Source organism: Mycolicibacterium chlorophenolicum, from assembly GCF_001044235.1.
GTDB classification, from domain to species: Bacteria; Actinomycetota; Actinomycetes; order Mycobacteriales; family Mycobacteriaceae; genus Mycobacterium; species Mycobacterium chlorophenolicum.
The window spans coordinates 16,686-36,716 of record NZ_JYNL01000019.1; the positions used below are offsets into that span (position 1 = coordinate 16,686).

The following is a 20,031-nucleotide window of genomic DNA, read 5'->3' on the forward strand; positions in this document are numbered from 1 at the left end:
CCCTCGGTAGGAGTCGATGCGGTCGTCGGGAATACGTCGAGGCGTCCCGGTTCCCTTCGAGTATTTCCTTATTGGCGTCAGGCACTCACCATCCCGGGGCTCTTGCAACCTTGTATGCGGTTCGGATCTTCCGCCGTCAGTCCCGCCTGGCGTAGCCGTGTGGGCTACGCCCCCCCTTCCTACCCCAAGTGGTATGACTGCCGTGAGTCGGGTGGTACTGGTCATATGGCGTAAGCTCGCCAGTCCCTGTTCACCAGCGCATGATGACGCTAGCCGTCGTCAGCGCGATGTCGCTCGCTCATCTAATTGCACCCCTTGCTCGGCAGTAGAAGCCGGCCCGTCAGACCGCTGCCTCAAATCGGCAACGCTGAGATAACCGACCAGACAGACAACGGGTAGCGCCCACAAGACGGCGACCAATGGTGCCCCCAGGCCTAGACCGCCGTGACCGTGCGGCACGCTCATCCAGTCTGCGAACGAGGCACCCAGAGGTCGAGTCAGGACGTATGCGGTCCAGAATCCAGCGACGGCATTGAGGCCGATGACGCGGACAGCGACAGCCGGGACGGCGATGAGAGCGCAGAACACCAAACCCGAGGCGAGATTGCCCCAGCCCCACACATCAGCGATCAGGTCACCGACCGCCGTGCCGAGGGCGAATGTCGCCAGGACCGCTGCCCAATAGAACCCCTCCCGTGAACGCGTCGTGACACTGGAGAACGACAGCGTTCCCTCGCGTCGAAACCAGAGCGCGAAAACGATCGCCGCGATGAGTAAGTAGACAGTCGAGGTGGCCCACAACGGAGCTCCCAGCGAGGCCGGAATATCGGCGGCCATTGTGCCAAACACCGCCACCAGCACCACTGCCGACCAATACACCGCCGGTCGGTAACGGCTGCAGGCGAATTGCACAAAGAGTGCGGCCAGCAACCCGACCCCGGCAACCGCAGCCGCGACTGTGCCGAAGCTGCGCATAACCGCATCGGAGGCGGCTTCACCCAGACCTGTCGTCAAGACCTTAAACACCCAGAACAACGAAGTGACTTGTGGCACCTTGCCCTTCAACAGCTTGGACTGCGCAATCGGCGGATGTAACTCGTTGATGCTGGACATGGCGTTCGCTCCTTCTGCCGCGGACGACGACTTAGCAGTGCGCCGGCAATTTCCGGACGTCGCGACGGCTCCCATCGTCGCTGACCCCGATGGGTGCAGGGTCGGCACACGATGAGAGTCGGCTATGAAGTCCGAGGCCGCGTGCGGAGTCCACGGATCGCTACGGACGTCGCGCTACATCTGCTGCAGGAGATGGAGCGGCTGCACCGCGGCCGGGACGGTCTGGTAACCGATGGTGGCATCGGCAAACAAGACATCAGTGACCGCGATGGTTCCACACTGATGTTGCCGAGATTCAAGAAATCGCGTGTTGATCGGTTTCCCTGTGGACTCCGCTTACGCGTAGAAAGGTACGGCCGCCGGTACAGCGCATAGGAATCGATTTGAGCAGCGCCCTAGCTAGCTGCAGCACTAGGAGACCATCTACGCGCAACAATATTCGGTGAGGCTATATCAAATACCCGTTGCCGCCTTAGCAAGTCTGTCATTCAATTGCCTACCGCCACCGTCACTGAACGGGTCTCCGGCCTCTAGCCTCTTCGGGGCGTCCCGGAACGTGTCTGCAATGATCGGTACGCCCAGGAAACCCGCAGCGAAGCCTTCGTCAGTGCTTTGCTGAGCGTAGGTTGGGGCGAAAGAGCCTCGAGGGTCAAACGTCACGCGAATAGACTGCACCGTGCCGGATGAAGTAGTCAGTTGTCTTATTGTGTCGGCGATTTGGAATGGCCCCGCTGTGTGCGAACTCGACGGGCCGCGCATCACTGGGCCGATCACCGAGTTCAGCAAGCTAATGGTCTGCATGTGAAATTCCTTTTCCCGGCCCTGGCGCCCCAACCGCCGAAGCGCTGCACTACAGTCACTCCCCAACCTTAAGGTTGAAAGCGATACCCACTGTCCGTCGTGTGATGAGACTTTGTCCGCCAGCCTGCGACGTATGTCGCAGTACCGTTGATGCTCGTCGGACCGACCGGGACTCCCGACACCCGTCTCGTCGGCTCCATCACCTTGTCGCCGAAACGACCCGGAGCTGACAGCTGGGCAGCTAGCAGGTCACAGGCGTCGTGTGACTGTCAATTGACGGCGTGAGCGCCTTGCTGCTCGGTCAAACCAGCGCTGAGCGACCATCCTGCCCGCTTGCCGACGGAGCCCTCTGCGCCTGTAGGTCCCGAGGAAGAGCTGCGGGTCGCGAGGAAGGGAACGCCCGGGCCGAGACGATGACGTTACTGACAACAATTAGTGCCGCTCCTACGTATTCGTGGAGTTGGAGCGCTTGGCCCAGAAGGACCCAGCCCGCCACTGCTGCCCATACCGGGTTGATGCTGGCGAGTGTGCCGAAGAGACCCGCCGACACTCGGCGCAATGCCATGAGGTCGACCGCACACGGTACAACCGAAGACATCAGCGCACAAACAACGCCTAGCAGCACTGCAATCAAGGTCGGCTCGTGCATGTAGAACCAAATCAAGGCGACGGGCGTCCACGCAATTGCACTGGCGAGGGAGGCCGTCGCAGTACCCTGTATCCCCGAAACACGCTGCCCCAGAATGCGATTGAGGAGTATGTAGGCGGCCCAGGCTGCTGCTGCCAGGAGCGCGAGTCCGACTCCGATCACGTCGGTGCTGGGCCCGGGGTTTGTCAGCACAACGACTCCGATTCCGGCCAGGACAGCACAGAAGATCTCTCCGGCGCGCCGCGACGCCGCGACGGCGACCGCCAGCGGGCCAAGAAATTCCAGTGTCACTGCCAAACCAAGACCGATGCGGTCGATCGCCGAGTACAGAGACAGGTTCATCACTATCAACGTGCAGGACAGGCCGAGCACCGGCAACCATTGGTCACGCCGAAGCCGCGACAATCTTGGACGCGCGATCGACATCAACACCACGGCGGCGACAACTTGTCGGATTGCCACAACTCCCACCGGACCAATGACAGGGAAAGCCATAGCACCGAAGGCGGCGCCGGTCTGATTGGCGGCAGAACTGGCTACCAGCATCGCCACGCCCGCTTTTCGCGAACCTGCGGGCACTGATGCTGCGTGGCCCTGCCGGCCGGTCAACCGACTGGAATCTGAGCAGCTCGCATCTTGGGTCTCGCACATGCGGCCACTGTAGGCAGGAGGAACGCAAATGCCTATTGCAAGTTTTGCAGCTGCCATACGATTTGGTTATGCATTGGACTCTTCGCGAACTGGCGGTTTTCGCCGCCGCAGCCGATCAGGGTTCGTTCTCAGAGGCAGCCGCAGAACTACACGTCTCACAAGCCGCGGTCTCACGGACGATCGGGGGCTTGGAGAAGAGCATCGGCGGAAAGCTGCTGAGACGAGTCCCACGTGGTTGTGAGTTGACCCCTACTGGACAGCAGATCTTGCCTCAGGCGCGCCGGGTCCTCGCAGAGGCACAACGATTCACCGACTTCGTCGTCTCCCGACGCAGCGTGCTGCGCCTCGGTTACGCATGGGCGGCAGTCGGCCGTCACACTACACAGCTACAGCGACAGTGGGCCGTAAGTCACCCTGCGTTGGAATTGAAACTCATACGGCACAATTCGCCCACCGGCGGTCTGGCTGAAGGTCTCTGCGACGTGGCGATTGTGCGCATCCCCCTCGAGGATCCGCGACTGGAGTCGGTAATAGTGGGACTAGAACGCCGGTTCGTCGCTTTCGCCACCGACGACCCTCAGTGGTCCCGCCGACGTCAGCTGAGCATGAGCGAGATCGCCGAGCGCACCGTGCTCATCGACCCACGCGCCGGGACAACGACAAGCGGTCTGTGGGCCGGCACCGAACGTCATCCCACTTTTATCGAATCATCTGAAGTCGATGGCTGGCTCGATGCGGTAGCAGCGGGCGGCGCAGTAGGAACCACGGCCGAAGCCACCGTGCATCACCACCCCCGACCAGGGGTGACCTACCGACCAATCAAGGACGGTCCCCGCATTCCGGTCAGGCTCGTCTGGTGGAGTGACGACGTTCCCCAGGGCCTGAGCGATTTGATCGGGGCGATTACTCGGCTCTACTCGTGACCCGACAACTGGTCAAATGGTCTGTCTCGCAAAGCCCCGGCATCGCTATCAACTAATTCAAGCTGAGCGCCCGGATCGATCGCCGTAGCACGATTGCTCTGTAATCGACGCGAGGAGCTGACTTAGCTGCGCGCGGGCGGCCAACCCGGCTTCGATTGATACCGCTTCGAACGCGCACCTACCACGGTCGCCGTTACCGCCGACCTGCACACCGTGCGAATCCATTGCGACACGGCCCTTGTCGGTGCGCATCAGCGTTGTTGGGCATCGCATCAAACGATCAGCGATGCCACCCACGTCACCGCTGCGGCACGGCTACGCACCCAAAGCTGGCCGGCCGCCGCGACCCCGCCCAGTGATGCCTGAGTGGACTATCGGGATCTGGCTGACTACGACCGCATCCTCGGTCTCGACGGCGAGGTCGCCTCGTGACGACCAAACGTCGGTGCGGAGTTGGCGTTTGTGACCCGTGCCCTCAAAGCGCCCTCCTTGGCTGACGCGATTCCCAGATTGGCCGAGCGGGCCCGCGCTGAGACCTGGACCCACGAGGACTTCCTGGCGGCGTGTCTGCAACGCGAGGTCGCCGCACGAGAGGCTCACGGCGGTGAAGGCCGTATCCGGGCAGCACGCTTCCCGGCACGAAAAGCATTAGAAGAGAGTTCGACTTCGACTATCAACGCTCGCTCAAACGCGAGCAGATCGCTCACCTGGGCACGTTGGACTTCATCGCCGCTAAACAGAACGTCATCTTCCTCGGCCACCCGGCACAGGCAAGACGCACCTATCCATCGGGTTGGGTATCCGCGCCTGCCAGGCCGGTCATCGCGTCGCGTTCGCCCTCAACGATGCAAGGGGTGCCAACACAGCTCGGAGGCTTCTGTGCATGCTTTGGACCGGGAAAGCAACCGCCATCGGTAGTACCTTCAGGCTGCATCCAGTTCGATAGACGTGGGGCCGTAGTCGAGGACCAGCGAGAATCGACAAACGATGCCCCTGCTCGGCTCCTGATAGCAAGCAGTTCCCTGGCCCTGATCGCCAGCCACAGTTGAGTGCGCGTGTCGGCGGACTGCACGTCGTCAGCCAACAGTTCCGTGATGCGCTGCATGCGGTTGCGCATGGTGTGGCGGTGGATGCCCAGACCCGTTGCGGCAGCCTCTATCTGCCCGTTATGGGTTAGGAATGCCACGAGGGCGGCGAGCAACTCCTCACCCTGCTCAACCAGCGGTTCCAAAGGTCCCGCGAGCACACGGAGTTCAGCGTTACCGCGACCGCCGAGGAGCACACCGAAGACATCGAGCTGACCGAACTCGGTGAACCTGCTGCCCTTCTCGGCGAGCGATGCGATGCGCGCCTGCTCGACGCCCTTATCGATCTCGGCAATGCGGATCGGCTCGCTGGCTCCGCCGCGAATCGCTTCGCCCGATTCGTTGGCGAGCCCGGTAAGCACATCGGGGATGCGCCGCCCACACGCAGCAGGGATCACGATCACCATCTCGTCGCTCACCGTCGTCATCAGGTAGGGGCCTGCGCTTGCCAATAGACGGTCCAGGACTTGTTCCGCGGCCAACGTGGGGCCTGCGCCGGTGAGCACAACGACGACCACCTCATCACGGGGGTCGAAACCGAAGTAGCGCAACATCCCGACGTCGACATTACCGGTGCCGCAGACCATTTCGCGGGTCACCGCCCGGCGCAGGCGTTGCTCGGCATCGACAACCCGTGCCGGCTTTTCCATTGCGATCGATATCAATGACACCGCATGCGAGACCAGCAGGCGGTGGGCGTTATACATGGGATGAGCGGTCCGCACCGCAAGATGGCCACGAACCGGTAGGGCCGTACGCAGTTTCTGGACGGTGACAAAGCCGTCACCGTCCGCGGTGACGTAGCCGGCCTGCCGGTTCGACGCCGCTTTGCGCACCGCCTCGGACAGAACGGCGGTCAGGCGTTCCTGCCCGCCACCAGCTGCGGCCAATATCGTCCCATCAGTGTCGGCGACGATGACCTCGGCGGACAAGCTATCGGCGAGCGCACTCACCGCACCGGGAATGCCGCCCCGTAGCGTAGCCCTGGCGAGGAATTCCTGTTCGTCGACGACGCGTTGCACCGAGCGCAGTTCGTCGGCTTTGAGCGCATCGATCACCACCCTCGCTATCGCGATGAAAGGTGTCGACCGGGGCACCTCGAGGACCGGCATGCCCAACGCGTCGCCTGCGGCGAGCACACCTGCAGGCACTTCTCTCAACGTGGTGCCGGTGTCGACGGCAAGGGCCGCCGCATCAGCCGTTACCAGGCGCGCGACATAGTCCAGCTGTGCCGCGTCGTCCGTACCGATGTTGATGCCCGTTGTCATCACCAGCTCGCCCCCGGCCAGATATGGCGTGGGGTCGGACAGCTCAATCGCATGCGCCCAGTCGATCTCGCGATCCGCGGCCTCGGCGCCTGCGACCAAAGCCAAACCGAGGTTCTTGACCTGGGTCAGGCTCCGCGCAGTGATCGCCATGGTGCTATGTTGCCAGCTGCCCGACGCTCCCCGTGCGGCATTCTTAAGCCGCCGCAACGAAATGCGCCGAACAAGCCCAACCGATCGACCTCCGGGCCGTCGGAGTCCTCGGGATGCCATAGACGCCGGGGTACAACCAGTCGGGGTCCTCAGCGCCTTCCGTGAGACCATATTGATAGCCGGCGCCGATTTCGACCGGCGTGGTTAGCACGAAACGAATCAACCTTTTGATGAGCGCCGCTTCCTCCCCATCGGCATCGGGATAGTTGGGTGACATAAGGACGCACGCGTGAGCGCGCGGTCGCTCGTGCATCGGCGAATCGGGGGTGACATCGGCCAGGTACGCCCGGTTGCCGACTGTCATTGGGAGTCCCTTCTTTTACGTGCGCGGTCGACCAGATCGCCGAAGAGTGCGGCGTCGGTATCCGATGTCGCGTGGCGGTCCTCTGGATGCCATTGAACGGCGACGATGTCGGCGCGTCGGTGCTCGACCGCCTCCACCACGCCGTCGGCGGCCACCGCAGTGACCGTCAAGTCTCCACCCAATCGATCAATGGCCTGATGGTGATACGACGACACATCGATGGTCTCGGTGCCGACGATGGCATGCAGTCGTGAGCCCACGGTGACATCGACATGATGAACCGCATTGTGATGCAACGTGTTTGTCTCATCGATGTGCTGCATCAGCGACCCACCCAACGCGACGTTGAGGACCTGCATACCCCGGCAGATCGCCAGCGTCGGAAGTTCGAGGTCAATCACCGCGTGGGTGACGCCCAGATCAAAATCGTCCTGGAAGGCCACCGTGTCCGTGGTCTGCGAGGCCGCGGCCGCGCCGTAGCGGCTGGGTTCGACGTCGGCACCGCCCGGCAACAGCACCCCATCGAAACTCGACAGGCGTTGCCGCAGTTCGGCAAGGGGATCATCGGCTGGGCCGTGCAGGACGACCGGCTCACCTCCCGCCGCCCATACCGCCTCGCCGATGGCTTCGGCGGCGAGGGTGGCCGAGAAGCGCAGGATGGGCACCTGCGCGGCCCGCCGCCCGATCACCGCGACGAGGGGACGGCTCACACCGGGACCTCGTCAAACGGGTAGCCCAAGGTCGGCAACCACCTCTTCCACACCTCACGCAGACGTCCAGAATCGATGAGCCGCCCTAGCGCACCATCGATTTCGGCGAGGACCTGCGGTCGGTCCTTTGCGACGCCGATCCCCCACTTGTTACCGGTCTGCACCGTGAATACGAGCCCGTAGTCGGGATGGGTGGCACCAAGCGGAACGAATAAGACGTCGTCATCGACCACCGCGTCGACATCTCCTTTCAACAGCGCCGCCAGCATGTCGGCGTAGACATCGTCGGATCCTGCGCCGAACGCCACCGGGATTGCGCCGGTGAAGGTTTCGGCGAGCGCCATGTTGGTGCTGTTCTCGATCGCTGCGACCCTGCGGCCAACTAGATCCTCGGTGCCTTGTATTGCGGACCCGCGGCGGACCAGAACGCCCTCGTGGAAGACGGCGTAGGGCCGCGTGAAGTTGATTTGCGCTGACCGTTCCGCGGTGATGCCCTGGCCGCACAGCACTGCGTCGACATCGCCACGCTGCACAGCCGGGATCATCTCGACCCACGGCAACCTGACCCACTCAACCGGCCCCCGTAGTTCGGCGCCAAGCGCCTCGGCGACGCCTGGCTCATAGCCCTCTCTGCCGCGCTCGGTCGTCCAGAGCGAAAATAGCGGTGGCGCTTCGGCATCCAAGCATGCCAGACGCAGCGGTGCGCTCACGGTGTGTCGTGCCAGTACATGTCGCGCTCCCAATCGGTAACGTATCCACAGAATCGGGCCCATTCGTCGGCGGCGAAATCGACCAGCAATGCCGACAGCTTCGGTCCGAACGCCTCGGTGAGCACGGTGTCGGTCCGGAAGGCGCCGATGGCTTCCCCGAGGGTCAGCGGCAACGCAGCGAACCGGTCGTCCTGGGGTGTGTCATAGGACGAACCCTGCGTGGGCTGGCCGGGGTCGGTGGCGTTCTTTATGCCGTCCTCACACGCCGCGAGGATCACTGCATGAGAAAGATAGGGGTTGACGCTGGCGTCGGGCAGCTTGTATTCGAGACGGCCATTCGCGGACAGCCGGACGGTGCATGTCTTGTTGTCCAGGCCCCAGTCGATCCGCGATGGTGCGAATTGACCTGCGTCCCAATAGCGTTTGTAGGAGTTCACCGTCGAGCCGTTGACCAGCATGGCGCCAGCCGAGTGATTCAGCAACCCGCCGAGGGCGTGCTTGCCGATCTCGGTCAGATGCAGTTGCGCGACACCGGGATCAGCCAGCACGTTGACGTCGTCGCGCCACAGGCTGAAGTTGTGGTGGCATCCGTTGCCCATCATTCCCGTTGCGGGCTTCGGCATGAAACTCGCCTCGATGCCGAGTTCGCGGGCGACTTGCTTGCAAATCTGCCGGTAGGTAATGAGCCGGTCGGCGGTGAGATCGGCCCGGTCGAACATGAAGTTCAGTTCGACCTGAAACTCGTCCTCGTAGTCGCCTTCAATCATGTCGAGACCCAGCGCCTGCGCGTAGGCCACCACCTTCTTGACGATCGGGCGGTTCCGCTCGAGGTGCTCGATGTGGTAGGCCGGACTGGAGCCGGGCCGGAAGTGCGCCTCCAGACCCTCACCCTGCCAGGTCATTTCGGGTTCACACCCGGTCCGCAGCTCGAGGCCCGTCCGATCGGTGAAACCAGCGTGCATGCGCCGGAGTAGCCCCCGCGTGTCACAAGCGAATTCGGCGCCGCCGAATTCGGGTAGGTGGTCGGCCTCGTATAGCCGGCAGAACACCCGCGCGAAGCTGGTGTCCCACGGCAGGACAGCGAAGGTCTCGAGATCGGGTACTGCGGTGTACTCAGGTGCGTGGACTCCCCCCGCGAGCAGCACGCCCTCGCGGGTGCCCTGCAGGTTCGCGATAGCAGTCTGGTGCTGCTGTACGCCCTTGATGGCGAGACGCTCGAAATGTCGGGCGGGTGCCACCTTGCCGAGGACGCGGCCGGTGATGGTGATCGCTTGGAAATAAACGAATTCCACGCCGCGGTCGGCGATGGTCGACAGTGCCGCGGCCAGGCCGGGACTCGTGGCGTTCGCCTGGCGATGGACGTCGAGTGGTGTTGTGGTCATCGGATCACCTCGTTGTTGTTTTGGGCTGAAGTTGTCATGCGGGCAGCTGGACGGCGGTGAAAACATCGCGGAGTTTCGCGGAGTCGTGCGGGGCTGAGGTTATGCGGGCAGCTGGACGGCGGTGAAGGCATCGCGGAGTTCGCGGAGTCGTGCGGGGCTGAGGTTGACCGCGACCGTCCCCACATGCCGGTGGTCGCGGTGGTACGTCAGGATCACGCCGCCGGTGAGGTCGTCGACGTTGCCCTCTTCGAGGTGGGCGGCGTCGGCCAGAGCGGGTGATCCGTAGCTTTGCAGGCGCAGGTCGAGTTGGTTGCTCCAGAACGCCGGAACTGGGGCGAACGGCGCATCATTGTCGTGCGGACCGAGCAGGGTGGCCGCTGCGCGGTTGGCCGTATCGCCGGGAATCGACCAGTGCTCGACACGGCGTGGCACGTCGTCGAACAACGGGTTAGGGAAGCGGGCGAGATCGCCGACGGCGACGGTGTCGGACACACCGGCGACGGCGAGGCGGTTGTCGGTGAGCACACCATCGCTGAGATCGAGCCCCTGCCCGTAGAGCCATTCCACGTTGCAAACAGATCCGATGGCTTCGACCACGATGTCCGCCCGAAGGGTCTCGCCCGTCGCGAGCTCGACACCGGTGACGGCATCGTCGCCGGTGAAGCTGACCACACCGGTCCCGATCACGAACTCGATTCCGCTGGCCGTGAGGTGCGCCTGCACCGCGGCCGCCAGGTCCGACCCCAGAACACGCTGCATGGGCGGTCCGGCGGGTTCGACGACGGTGACGTCGTGGCCAAGCGTGCGCAGGGTGCCCGCGACCTCGCATCCAATGAACCCGCCACCGATGACGACGGCGCGGCTGCCCGGCCGCAGGGCCGCCCGCAGTCCCAGGCAGTCCTCGACCGTTCGCAGTACGTGGCGTCCCCGTGCGGGTCCAGGCGCAACCAGCCTGCGGGGCCGCAGTCCGGTGGCGATGACCAATGCGTCGTAGGCTTGCTCGGCGCCGGAGCCTAGCGTGAGGCGGTGTGCACGGAGGTCAGCGGTCGCGACCGGTGTTGCGAGGCGGATGTCGACGTCGGCGATGCTGGCCCTGCGGCGGAAGGCAAGCCTACCAGCCAGCTCTTCTGCTGTGGCCGAATCGAATTCGCCGAGCGCTTCCTTGGACAGCGGTGGGCGGTTATAAGGCAGGTGTCGTTCGGCGGAGAACACCGTTATGGGGCCGGTGTGGCCAAGTGCGCGCAGCTGCTCGGCCGACCGGAGTCCGGCCAGTGAGCCGCCTACGACGGCGACGTGCCGCGGGGTGGTCATCAGTCCTCGATGAAGATGGCCTGGGCCGGGCAGACGTCTGCGGCCTCCTCGACGTGGTCGCGCTCCGAATCGTCGGGAGCTCCGTTGTATTCGAGCTTTCCGTCGTCGTTCATCGTAAAGACCAGGGGTGCCGCAATGGCGCACTGGCCGTGGTCTTGGCACTTCGTGGGATCTACGGATACGCGCATTTGGGGGTCCTTCCTTGGGGTTGATGGGCGGCGATCAGCGCGCCGGGGTGAAACCGATGGGCAACTGGATGGGCCCGGTGTTGCCCGAGTCGGGCAGCCAGGTCGCCCCGGGCAGCGCGTGCGGGTCGCGCATGCGGCGCGCTAGCAGCGGCAGTGCCTCGCTCATGTCGGAGCGCGCGACGAAGTGACCGAGGCAATGGTGTGCTCCGCCGCCAAAGCCGAAGTGCGGCTTGCGTTCTGCGGTGATATCAAAGCTCCCGTCGAAGACCCGGGGGTCGGTTCCTGCCGACTCGCTGTATAGGTGGACGGTGGTGCCGGCCTTGAGCGGGACTCCTTCGTACTCGAAGTCCTCCAATACCTCGCGGGTCACCCAGCGCACGGTAGGGTTGACGCGCATGACTTCCTCGACCGCCTTGCCGCCGAGCTCGGGACGCTCCGCGAGAAGGCGCCACTGATCGAGGTGAGCCATGAAGGTCTGCATGGCCAGACCGAGCTGATTGCGGGTGGTGTCGAAGCCGCCAAAAATCAACAGCACCATGGCATCTCGCAGCTCGGTATCGCTGAGGCGGCCGTCTTCTTCGCGCGAAGCTTTGACCAATGCGGTGACGAAGTCCTCGCGCGGATTGGCGCGCCGGTCGGTGATCAGCGCGTCGCAGTACTCGTAGAGCCGCTGCAGGGCCGCCTCGATCTTGGGCAGGTCCTTGCCCAGCGTTACGCCTAGACACAATCCCATGGTCGCCGCCTCGGTCGAGATGACCTTCCATTCGTCCTCGGGGATGCCGAGCATGATCGCGATGACACGGGCGGCATAGGGTTCGGCGAACTCGCTCACAAACTCGCAACGGTAGGGCTCGGCGAAGTTGTCGACCAGTTCGTTGGCCAGGGCCTGGAACCGCGGTACGAGCGAGCCGATGAGCTTGGGCGAGAACGCCGGGTTCATCAGGCGGCGCAGTCGGTGATGCTCCTCGCCTTCCTTGTTGAGGATCCAGCTGGCGAACCATTGGGCGAACGGGCCCTCGGTCACGCCGTTGTGCGCGGGCCACGCGACGCTGCCCTGCCGCAACTTGGGGTGCTTGAGCAGGCGACTGAACTGCTCGTAGCGCAGGACGGCGATACCGTACGGCGTGGTGGCGTACCAGCTGCGCTCCCGCGCCGCGTGAACCTCGTCGGAGGTGATGGAGAACGACGGATCGGCGACATCAAACGCAGCGACAGGCCCGAGGGCGAGGGACGACATCAGTGCTACCTCCAAGAGTCTGCGACCGAATGGTCATTAAATATTCTAGAATTAGATTGTTAATTGTCAAGCTCTGGGTTCGGACGGCTGTCAAGCCTTGGTGGCGTCAGCCTCCGGCCATGCCACGGCAAGCACCCAGCCGGTGCCCAACGGCATCTCGACAACCTCACGGAACGCTGACGGATCCGTTGCCGGACCGGCCGTGGGCAGTGCCGCCAGCCGGGAGCCGACCAGCCACCTGGGGGTATTCGCGGTGATTACACGGCGTTCGGCGCTGACGATGACGGCGTCCTCGGCCGTCTGCCGCAGCACACTAAGGAGTCGGTGCTCGACCTCCCCCACCACGAGGTCGGCTCCCGCCAAACCCAGGAAAACGCCGTCCGCTACGACGGGGATTGTTGCGGTGATCGTGTACATGTCCGATCCGCTGTAGTCGACATACGGTCCATAGGCCACCCGGGCCTGCCCGCGCCGGGCCAGCTGATACCAGTCCATCTGCAGGTAGTCGTAGACGTCGATGCTCGCCGGGTCGAAGTTGAGCTGCAAGCGCGCGATCCGTTCGCCGAAGCGCTGCCACCAGGCCATATAGCGCGCCCGACCCTCGACCACCGACGGCGCCGCGATGAAGCCCATCCCCCACGCCGCCCGCTCCTCGCCGATGAATACCACGAGGAGTCGCTGCAGATTGCTTAGGTGCGCCTCGGTGAACGCGGCCCGCGGCGGTCGGGCCCGCAGCACCTCCTCGGCGATGCGGTCGAGGCGCACATAGATCGGTTCCAGGGATTCCGACGCTTGCTCGGCGAGCTCGCGCGCCAGCGCGTCACCGGTCATGACACAGTCCCCCGCGTCGACAGCTCAAAATTGATTTCGGTCAATCGAGCGAGCTGACCCATCACGTGGGATTCGGCCAGCCGGCGCGCCTTCTGCGCGTTCTCCGAGGCGATCGCCGTGGCAATGGCGTGCTTCTCTTCGATGTAGGCGGCGACAGCGACACCCGGATCCACTGGCAGCCAGATGAACCCGGCCACCTCGGCCTGCAGGTTCGCTTCCCGCCGCGCCAGTCGTGCTGATTGCGAGGCTACGGCCACCTGGATGTGGAACCTGCTGTCGGCGCGAATTCGGTCGCCCAGCGTCGAAGCCGAGCCGAGCTGGTCGGTGAGTGCGAAGAGCCGTCGCACCGCATACGGCGCGGCGCGCTCGGCCGCGAGCCGCGCCGCCTGGCCGGCGATAGCGGTGTGCTCGTCGAACAAATCACGCAGGTCAGAGGCGCTCATCTCGGCCAGGCGGGTGGTCAACTGGTCGACGGGCGGGCCAGCGGGGCGTCGGACAAACGAGCCACCGCTGCGCCCGCGCCTGGTCTCCACCAATTGCTGGTCCCGCAGCGTCGCGAGTGCCTCGCGCACGGTCATGGGGGCGACGCCGAATTGCGCGGCCAGATCGATTTCGACCGGCAGGCGTTCCCCATCGTCGAGCAGACCGAGATGAATGGCCTCGGTAATTCTCTCAACGATCTCGTCGGCGCGACCGCCCGAGATCTCCGGCGAGACAAGCGGCGATAACGACATCATCGTCTCCTTCCGCGAGCGCCTGACGTGGGCAATTTACCCGACTTTCGAGTAATTCTGCCGTTTTCCTTGCCCGATAAACAATAGGACTGTAGTTTTTCTCACAGCTCGCAGCCCGCACCACGGAAGAGAGTGGATCCTATGTCCTCAACTGCGTCAACCGACGATGGCTACTACACCTTTCACGACCAGGACGACGCAGCGCATCTGCACGCGCTCGGCTACAAGTCGGAGTTCAAGCGAGAGATGAGCCCCTGGGCGAACTTCTCGCTGGGCTTCACCTACCTGTCGCCCGTCGTCGGTGTGTACACACTCTTTGCCTACGCGCTGGCCACCGGCGGGCCGCCGATGATCTGGAGCCTCGTAATTGTCGGCGTGGGACAGTTGCTTGTCGCCCTGATTTTCAGTGAGGTCGTCGCGCAGTTCCCGGTCGCAGGTGGTGTCTATCCCTGGGCGCGGCGGCTGTGGGGTCGCCGGTACGCCTGGATGACAGGCTGGGTCTACATGGTTGCTCTGTTGGTGACCATCGCGTCGGTGGTCTACGGCGCGGGACCCTACATCGCCGCGGCATTCGGCATCGACGCGACGGTGAACAACGCCATCGCCTTCGCATTGGCGCTGCTCGCGCTGGCTACGGTGATCAACCTCATGGGCACGAAAGTGCTAGCGACCGCGGCGATCATAGGGTTTACCGCCGAGATGATCGGCGCGCTCGCCGTCGGTGGATGGCTGCTGATCGCGCATCGCGAGCACAACCTCGGCGTCATCTTCGACAACTTCGGCGCGGGCGGCGACGGCAATTATATGTGGGCGTTCGGGGGTGCGGCTCTAATCGGTATCTTCCAGTACTACGGTTTCGAGGCCTGTGGCGACGTTGCCGAGGAGGTCCCCGACCCGGGCGGGCTAATCCCGAAAGCCATGCGCAGGACCATATACATCGGCGGCGCCGCAGCGACTTTCGTCTGTCTAGCACTGGTGCTCGCCGTGACCGACATCCCCGCCGTAATCGCCGGGAAGGACACCGATCCCGTCAGCACTTTGCTCAACGAGGCTTTCGGCACGACGGGCGCCCGGCTGGTCCTGTTCATTGTGCTCATTTCGTTCCTGTCCTGCGCGATGAGCCTGCAGGCCGCGGCCAGCCGGCTGGCCTACTCGTACGGACGCGATGGCATGATCATGGGCAGCTCGTTGCTAAAGAAGTTCTCGGCGACCCGGCACGTCCCGCCGTACGCGTTGCTGCTCGCCGCCGCAGTGCCCGCGGTGATCGTCATCGGGTCGAAGTTCTCGACGGACGCGATCACGAAGATCATCAGCTTCGCTGCATTTGGCATCTACCTGGCATTTCAGATGGTCGTCTTCGCGGCCTTGCGCGCCCGGCTCAAGGGCTGGGTCCCCAGCGGGAAGTACACGCTGGGCAAGTGGGGCGTGGCGGTCAACGTCGCGGCACTCGTGTACGGGGTGACGGCAATGATTAATATGGCGTGGCCGCGGACACCGGACGCCCCGTGGTACGACAATTGGATTGTCGCCTTGTCGGCCGTGATTGTGGTGGGAATCGGCTTGTTGTACATGATGATTCACCCGCTGCACGACCGAAGCACAGCACCGTACGACGACGCCATTCCGAAGAAACTGCATTCGGCGTCCTGACCCAATGATCGGAAAGACAGCAATGAGCATTATCCAACCGCCCTACCAGAGTCTCGATCCGGCCACCGGCGAGGTTATCGCGAAGTTCAAAACGGCCACCGACGACCAGGTGGCTACCGCCCTCGCCACGGCCGACGCGGCCTACCGCAGCTGGCGTGACGAGCCGCTCGAGAATCGGCTCGAAGTGGTGCGAACGGTCGGCCGCCTGTTGCGAGAACGTGCCGACGATCTCGCCGCGTTGGCACAGTTGGAGATGGGCAAGAAGCGCAACGCGGGCAACGAGGAGGCGGAGTTCTCGGGGTCGATCTTCGAGTTCTACGCTGACCAGGGCGCCAAACTGCTTGCCGACGAACCCATTCCGACGTTCAGCGGCGGAACCGCTGTCGTGCAGCGCCGACCCGTCGGCGCGCTGCTGGGCGTCATGCCGTGGAACTACCCCTTCTATCAGATCGCCCGATTCGCAGCACCGAATCTGGTTGTCGGCAACACCATTCTGCTCAAGCATGCGGAATCGGTTCCGCAATGCGCGTTGGCCATGGCCGAGATCATGCGCGACGCCGGGGTGCCCGATGGCGTGTACACCAACCTGTTCGCCACGTTCGATCAAGTCCAGACTATGATCGAGGATCCCCGGGTGCAGGGTGTATCGGTGACCGGCTCGGAGCGTGCCGGGGCCACGGTCGCCGCGATCGCTGGTCGGGCGTTGAAGAAGTGCGTCCTGGAACTCGGCGGGTCGGACCCGTTCATCGTGTTGGACGGGAACAGCAGAGAACTGGCCCGAACGGCGTGGGAGTTCCGGACGTCGAACATGGGCCAGGCGTGCAACTCCAACAAGCGGATGATCGTGCTCCACGAGCTGTACGACGAGTTCGTCTCGGAACTAGTGTCGTTGGCCGATCAACAGAGCGACATCGCTCCAATGTCGTCGCGTGCTGCCGCGGAGAACTTGGCCGCGCAGGTCGCCGACGCCGTCGACAAGGGCGCAACCCTGCACGTCGGCGGAGTGCTGGGCGATGCGCCAACCGCGTTCTACACACCGGCTGTCCTGACCGGGGTTTCCCCGGGAATGCGTGCGTACACCGAGGAACTATTCGGTCCGGTGGCCGTGGTGTACAGCGTCGGCACCGACGATGAGGCGGTCGAACTGGCGAACTCCACGGTGTATGGCCTGGGTGGGGCGGTCTTCAGTACCGACACAGCACGCGCCGAAGCGGTGGCCCGGCGCATCGACGCCGGGATGGTGAACGTCAACATGCCCTCAGGCCAAGGACCCGATATCCCGTTCGGCGGTGTCAAGCGCTCCGGCTTCGGTCGCGAACTGGGAGCGCTGGGGATCGACGAGTTCGTCAACAAGCAGATCTACGTCGTCGCCGAAAGCTGAAAGACAGATTAGGTCGAGGTATTGCAAAGGAGGGCCGTGGTCTCGCACGCGAGGCCACGGTCCGACTGCGATTTCTATTCAATGCGCGTCGGTATCTACCAGCGGCTTACAGATATATAGGAACCGGCCGCCCGACGACGAGTGGAAGGACGATCGCAGGCATGCCGTGTCAGACGACGTTGTCGGCTTCGACGGTGAACCAGCTCGCGAGTTCAACGGCGCGGTTGGGTGGTTGGATTGCAGCCGGCGGCGAAGCGGCGCCACCTTCGAAGTAGGGGGTCCTGGCACTGCGCAATGAACCGCGAGCTTGCCCGCACGTGTTCGATGAACAGCCCCTGCCCGTCGGAGGCGAGCACACGCGTGGTTTCGCGCAGTGTGCGATCGGGGTCGTTGTGCTCACCGCCGCGTAAAAACGAGGCCTTCGGTGGGCTATCGATCCCCACGGAGACCTCCTCCGGAGGCATTCTGTCCACATGCACGAGCTGTGTTGGTGCGCAGCGATTTTGGACCGGCCGACGTTCGATGGACCGCATCGTCGCGACAGCCCGACGCCCGGTGGGTGAGGAAGAACGCCCGTAGCCGTCGGCGCCGATAGCCCCAGTCCAGATGTCACAATAAGAAGCCTTAGCCGCAGACCACGTGACTGCGGAACCGGGTGATCTCCCCGGAATGCACTCGCGCATCAACAATCAGCCGGCTCGCACTTCTCATGACCGCCAACCCGAGATCGCGGCACCGACACTCACCGCGCCCACCACAAACACGCCCAACACCCTGGCGACCGGCGACATTAGCCGGCCTAAGGGGCGAGGTACTGCATCGGATTCGAGTGTTTCCGGACATCATCAATCCTTCCCGCCAAGCTCACGTCCGGCGCGTCAGACCAAGACCAGATCCACCGTTATTCCGACCTATTCTGATGTCTTGCGCCATCACACGGTGCTTTAGTGGGTGTGTGCTCATCTCGTGCTTGGCACGTGAGGGAGCAAAACGTCGACGCAGGCCTGTGTTTCAGGAGGATCAGGTGTAGCGGAGGGTTCGTCGGCGTTCCCGTTCGGATAGTCCTCCCCACACTCCGAAGGGTTCCTGGTGCACGGTGGCGTAATGGCGGCATTCCGCAATGACCGTGCATTCGGCGCAGATACGCTTGGCGCGCGCCTCACGTTCGTTCTGGGCGCGGCCTCGCTCGCGGTCCGCGCCGAAGAAAATGGTGAGGTCTTCCCCGCGGCACCGTGCTGCTTTCTGCCACTCCCAGTGGTCGGGGTTGAGGTCGACGGTCCGATCGCGGTGCCGCAGCGGTGACACACGTAGACCGGCGGTGCGGTCGCGGCCGGGGTCGTCATGGCGCAGCGCACATTCAGGGGCAGTGTGCGCCGCGCCCGCGGCGACCGATGCCGGGTCGGTGTCACGGTGTGTCGCGGTGGACGCCACGTCAAGCCCTGAGCGCGTCAGCCAGGCCTGCAGGCGAGTCGCCGCGACGGCGTGAATCGGCGGCTGCGACGACCGAATCAAACAGGCCCTGTTGATGGCCGGCGGTGTCGGCGTCGTCCTCGGGGTGCCACTGCACGGCCAACACCGGTGCGTACCGGTGCTCGACGACCTCAATGCATCCGTCGTCCGCGCGACCGACAACCCGCAGATCGGTGCCGAGTCGGTCGAGGGCCTGATGGTGATACGACGACACCGCGAAGTCCTCTCCGCCCATCGCCAATGCCGTGGCACAGCCGGATTCTAGAGTGACGCGGTGCATGCCTCGGCGGTGCGCCACAGTGGTTTCAGTCAGGTGCTGGTGCAGGGTGCCGCCTTGTGCGACGTTGAGCACTTGCATTCCGCGGCAGATCGCCAGGAACGGCAGGCCCGCGCCCAGCAGCGCCTGGACGAAGGCGATGTCGTAGGCGTCCTGAACGGGGTCGGTGTCCTCGGTGCGGTCGTCGCGAGGTTGGCCGTAGGTCGCCGGATCTCAGGTCGGCCCCGCCGGGCACCACGGCGCCGTGGGGCGTAACGCAGACGCTCGGCTACCTCCCCGCCGGGTGGCAGCAGGAACGGGTCCCCGCCGGCCCGGTAGATCGCTTCGCAGATCTTGTCGGCGGCGACCACGCCGGAGAAGCGCAGCGCACTGATCTTCGATGCCCGAATCGCGGGGACGGCGATGAACGGCCGGGTCACTGGGTTGTGTCCGCGGAGTCGGCGTGCAGGGGGAACGTTAGGTTGGGCATCCACTGGGTCCAGGCCCGTTCCAGGGACCCGTCGGCGACCGAGGCGCGCATCGCGGCATTGATCTCCTCGCGCAGACCGTGGTTGCCCTTGGCTACCGCGACGCCCCACCGGTTGCGGGTGGCGATGGTGAACGCGATCTTCAGGTCGGGTTCATCGCCCACCGGGACGAGGGCGACGTCGTCGTCTACTAATCCGTCGATCGTGCCGGCGCGCAGTGCGGCGATCATGTCCCCGAACACGTCGTCGGTGCCCTCGAAAGCCACCGGCACCACGCCGGGGAACGTCTCGGCCAGCGCCATGTTGGTACTGCCGGCGATTGCGCCGACCCGCCGCCCGGCCAGGTCGGCCGCGGTGGTGATCTCGGTGTCTGCACGCACCAGCAGGGATTCGTCGAATACGGCGTAGGGGTCGGTGAAGTCAACCAGTGCGGCGCGCTCATCGGTGATGCCCTGACCACACCAGATGGCGTCCCCGCGGCCGTCGTTGACGGCCGGGATCATGTCACCCCAGCTGGTGACGACCCATTCGACGGGTCGTCCGAGTTTGGCTGCGATGGTTTCGGCGGCCGAGGGCTCGTATCCGCGGCGGGTGCCGTCGGGGTCGGCTTTGTCGAAGAGCGGAGGCGCCGAGAGGTCGACGCAGATCAGGCGCAGGGGCTGGGTCACAGGAACTCCAA

18 protein-coding genes and 3 pseudogenes are annotated in these 20,031 nt (G+C 64.2%); 5 read left to right on the forward strand and 16 right to left on the reverse strand.

The features are described from left to right. Positions 1 to 279 precede the first annotated feature (279 nt). The 3 genes from MCHLDSM_RS07800 to MCHLDSM_RS07805 all read right to left on the reverse strand — a co-directional run bounded on the left by MCHLDSM_RS07800 (position 280) and on the right by MCHLDSM_RS07805 (position 3,109). Positions 280 to 1,113 (reverse strand): COG4705 family protein, encoded by an 834-nt coding sequence (locus MCHLDSM_RS07800; RefSeq protein WP_048469573.1) that lies wholly within the window; start codon positions 1,111 to 1,113, stop codon positions 280 to 282. Positions 1,114 to 1,566: 453 nt separating this feature from the next. Continuing rightward, the gene (locus tag MCHLDSM_RS35890) at positions 1,567 to 1,914 is read right to left on the reverse strand and encodes a serine dehydratase beta chain (protein ID WP_082168796.1); all 348 of its coding nucleotides are present in this window, start codon (positions 1,912 to 1,914) and stop codon (positions 1,567 to 1,569) included. A 301-nt stretch (positions 1,915 to 2,215) separates the two neighbouring features. Next, on the reverse strand, positions 2,216 to 3,109 hold the full coding sequence (locus MCHLDSM_RS07805) for an EamA family transporter (RefSeq protein WP_048469607.1): 894 nt from the start codon (positions 3,107 to 3,109) through the stop codon (positions 2,216 to 2,218). A 173-nt stretch (positions 3,110 to 3,282) separates the two neighbouring features. Here MCHLDSM_RS07805 and MCHLDSM_RS35895 point away from each other — a divergent pair, with 173 nt between their 5' ends. The 3 genes and pseudogenes from MCHLDSM_RS35895 to MCHLDSM_RS35900 form a co-directional block, all read left to right on the forward strand. Beyond that, positions 3,283 to 4,137, forward strand: coding sequence for a LysR family transcriptional regulator (locus tag MCHLDSM_RS35895; RefSeq protein WP_082168788.1), 855 nt, complete (start codon positions 3,283 to 3,285; stop codon positions 4,135 to 4,137). 192 nt (positions 4,138 to 4,329) lie between these two features. After that, positions 4,330 to 4,503 (forward strand): annotated as a pseudogene (locus tag MCHLDSM_RS40335) (Mu transposase domain-containing protein); the annotation flags it as partial. A 96-nt stretch (positions 4,504 to 4,599) separates the two neighbouring features. Then, positions 4,600 to 4,915 (forward strand): annotated as a pseudogene (locus MCHLDSM_RS35900) (ATP-binding protein); the annotation flags it as partial. 3 nt (positions 4,916 to 4,918) lie between these two features. Here the strand turns inward: MCHLDSM_RS35900 and MCHLDSM_RS07810 are convergent. The 10 genes from MCHLDSM_RS07810 to MCHLDSM_RS07855 all read right to left on the reverse strand — a co-directional run bounded on the left by MCHLDSM_RS07810 (position 4,919) and on the right by MCHLDSM_RS07855 (position 14,107). Beyond that, positions 4,919 to 6,640 (reverse strand): PucR family transcriptional regulator, encoded by a 1,722-nt coding sequence (locus MCHLDSM_RS07810; RefSeq protein ID WP_063840622.1) that lies wholly within the window; start codon positions 6,638 to 6,640, stop codon positions 4,919 to 4,921. A 43-nt stretch (positions 6,641 to 6,683) separates the two neighbouring features. Further along, positions 6,684 to 7,004: a hypothetical protein gene (locus MCHLDSM_RS39155; protein ID WP_048469574.1), complete on the reverse strand. Its 321-nt coding sequence runs from the start codon at positions 7,002 to 7,004 to the stop codon at positions 6,684 to 6,686. Further along, entirely contained in the window at positions 7,001 to 7,714 is a 714-nt protein-coding gene (locus tag MCHLDSM_RS07820; protein WP_048469575.1) for a gamma-glutamyl-gamma-aminobutyrate hydrolase family protein, read from the reverse strand. Before MCHLDSM_RS07820 ends, MCHLDSM_RS39155 begins: the two co-directional genes overlap by 4 nt. Then, the gene (locus MCHLDSM_RS07825; protein ID WP_048469576.1) at positions 7,711 to 8,424 is read right to left on the reverse strand and encodes a substrate-binding periplasmic protein; all 714 of its coding nucleotides are present in this window, start codon (positions 8,422 to 8,424) and stop codon (positions 7,711 to 7,713) included. Before MCHLDSM_RS07825 ends, MCHLDSM_RS07820 begins: the two co-directional genes overlap by 4 nt. After that, complete coding sequence (locus MCHLDSM_RS07830; RefSeq protein ID WP_234713925.1) at positions 8,421 to 9,872, reverse strand: glutamine synthetase family protein; 1,452 nt, start codon at positions 9,870 to 9,872, stop codon at positions 8,421 to 8,423. Before MCHLDSM_RS07830 ends, MCHLDSM_RS07825 begins: the two co-directional genes overlap by 4 nt. Before the next feature lie 33 nt (positions 9,873 to 9,905). After that, positions 9,906 to 11,117 (reverse strand): NAD(P)/FAD-dependent oxidoreductase, encoded by a 1,212-nt coding sequence (locus tag MCHLDSM_RS07835; RefSeq protein ID WP_048469578.1) that lies wholly within the window; start codon positions 11,115 to 11,117, stop codon positions 9,906 to 9,908. Next, positions 11,117 to 11,305, reverse strand: a complete 189-nt coding sequence (locus MCHLDSM_RS07840; RefSeq protein WP_048469579.1) for a ferredoxin — start codon at positions 11,303 to 11,305, stop codon at positions 11,117 to 11,119. The genes MCHLDSM_RS07835 and MCHLDSM_RS07840 overlap by 1 nt, the downstream gene beginning before the upstream one ends. Positions 11,306 to 11,339: 34 nt before the next feature. Then, positions 11,340 to 12,542 (reverse strand): cytochrome P450, encoded by a 1,203-nt coding sequence (locus MCHLDSM_RS07845; RefSeq protein WP_048469580.1) that lies wholly within the window; start codon positions 12,540 to 12,542, stop codon positions 11,340 to 11,342. A gap of 90 nt (positions 12,543 to 12,632) precedes the next feature. Further along, the gene (locus MCHLDSM_RS07850) at positions 12,633 to 13,373 is read right to left on the reverse strand and encodes a PDC sensor domain-containing protein (protein WP_048469581.1); all 741 of its coding nucleotides are present in this window, start codon (positions 13,371 to 13,373) and stop codon (positions 12,633 to 12,635) included. Continuing rightward, the gene (locus tag MCHLDSM_RS07855; RefSeq protein ID WP_048469582.1) at positions 13,370 to 14,107 is read right to left on the reverse strand and encodes a FadR/GntR family transcriptional regulator; all 738 of its coding nucleotides are present in this window, start codon (positions 14,105 to 14,107) and stop codon (positions 13,370 to 13,372) included. The genes MCHLDSM_RS07850 and MCHLDSM_RS07855 overlap by 4 nt, the downstream gene beginning before the upstream one ends. A gap of 141 nt (positions 14,108 to 14,248) precedes the next feature. On the opposite strand from MCHLDSM_RS07855, the gene MCHLDSM_RS07860 reads away from it, so the two are divergent. Both MCHLDSM_RS07860 and MCHLDSM_RS07865 read left to right on the forward strand, forming a co-directional pair. Further along, complete coding sequence (locus tag MCHLDSM_RS07860; RefSeq protein ID WP_048469583.1) at positions 14,249 to 15,757, forward strand: APC family permease; 1,509 nt, start codon at positions 14,249 to 14,251, stop codon at positions 15,755 to 15,757. Positions 15,758 to 15,779: 22 nt separating this feature from the next. Continuing rightward, on the forward strand, positions 15,780 to 17,138 hold the full coding sequence (locus tag MCHLDSM_RS07865; protein ID WP_048469584.1) for an NAD-dependent succinate-semialdehyde dehydrogenase: 1,359 nt from the start codon (positions 15,780 to 15,782) through the stop codon (positions 17,136 to 17,138). A 1,020-nt stretch (positions 17,139 to 18,158) separates the two neighbouring features. Here MCHLDSM_RS07865 and MCHLDSM_RS07870 read toward each other — a convergent pair. From MCHLDSM_RS07870 to MCHLDSM_RS07880, 3 genes and pseudogenes are all read right to left on the reverse strand, one after another. After that, positions 18,159 to 18,434 carry a WhiB family transcriptional regulator gene (locus MCHLDSM_RS07870; RefSeq protein WP_048469609.1) on the reverse strand — a complete coding sequence of 92 codons (276 nt, stop codon included), beginning with the start codon at positions 18,432 to 18,434 and terminating at the stop codon, positions 18,159 to 18,161. Between the two features lie 136 nt (positions 18,435 to 18,570). Beyond that, a pseudogene (locus tag MCHLDSM_RS38080) lies at positions 18,571 to 19,038 on the reverse strand (gamma-glutamyl-gamma-aminobutyrate hydrolase family protein); the annotation flags it as partial. A 262-nt stretch (positions 19,039 to 19,300) separates the two neighbouring features. Continuing rightward, positions 19,301 to 20,020: a substrate-binding periplasmic protein gene (locus MCHLDSM_RS07880; RefSeq protein WP_048469585.1), complete on the reverse strand. Its 720-nt coding sequence runs from the start codon at positions 20,018 to 20,020 to the stop codon at positions 19,301 to 19,303. Positions 20,021 to 20,031: the final 11 nt, after the last annotated feature.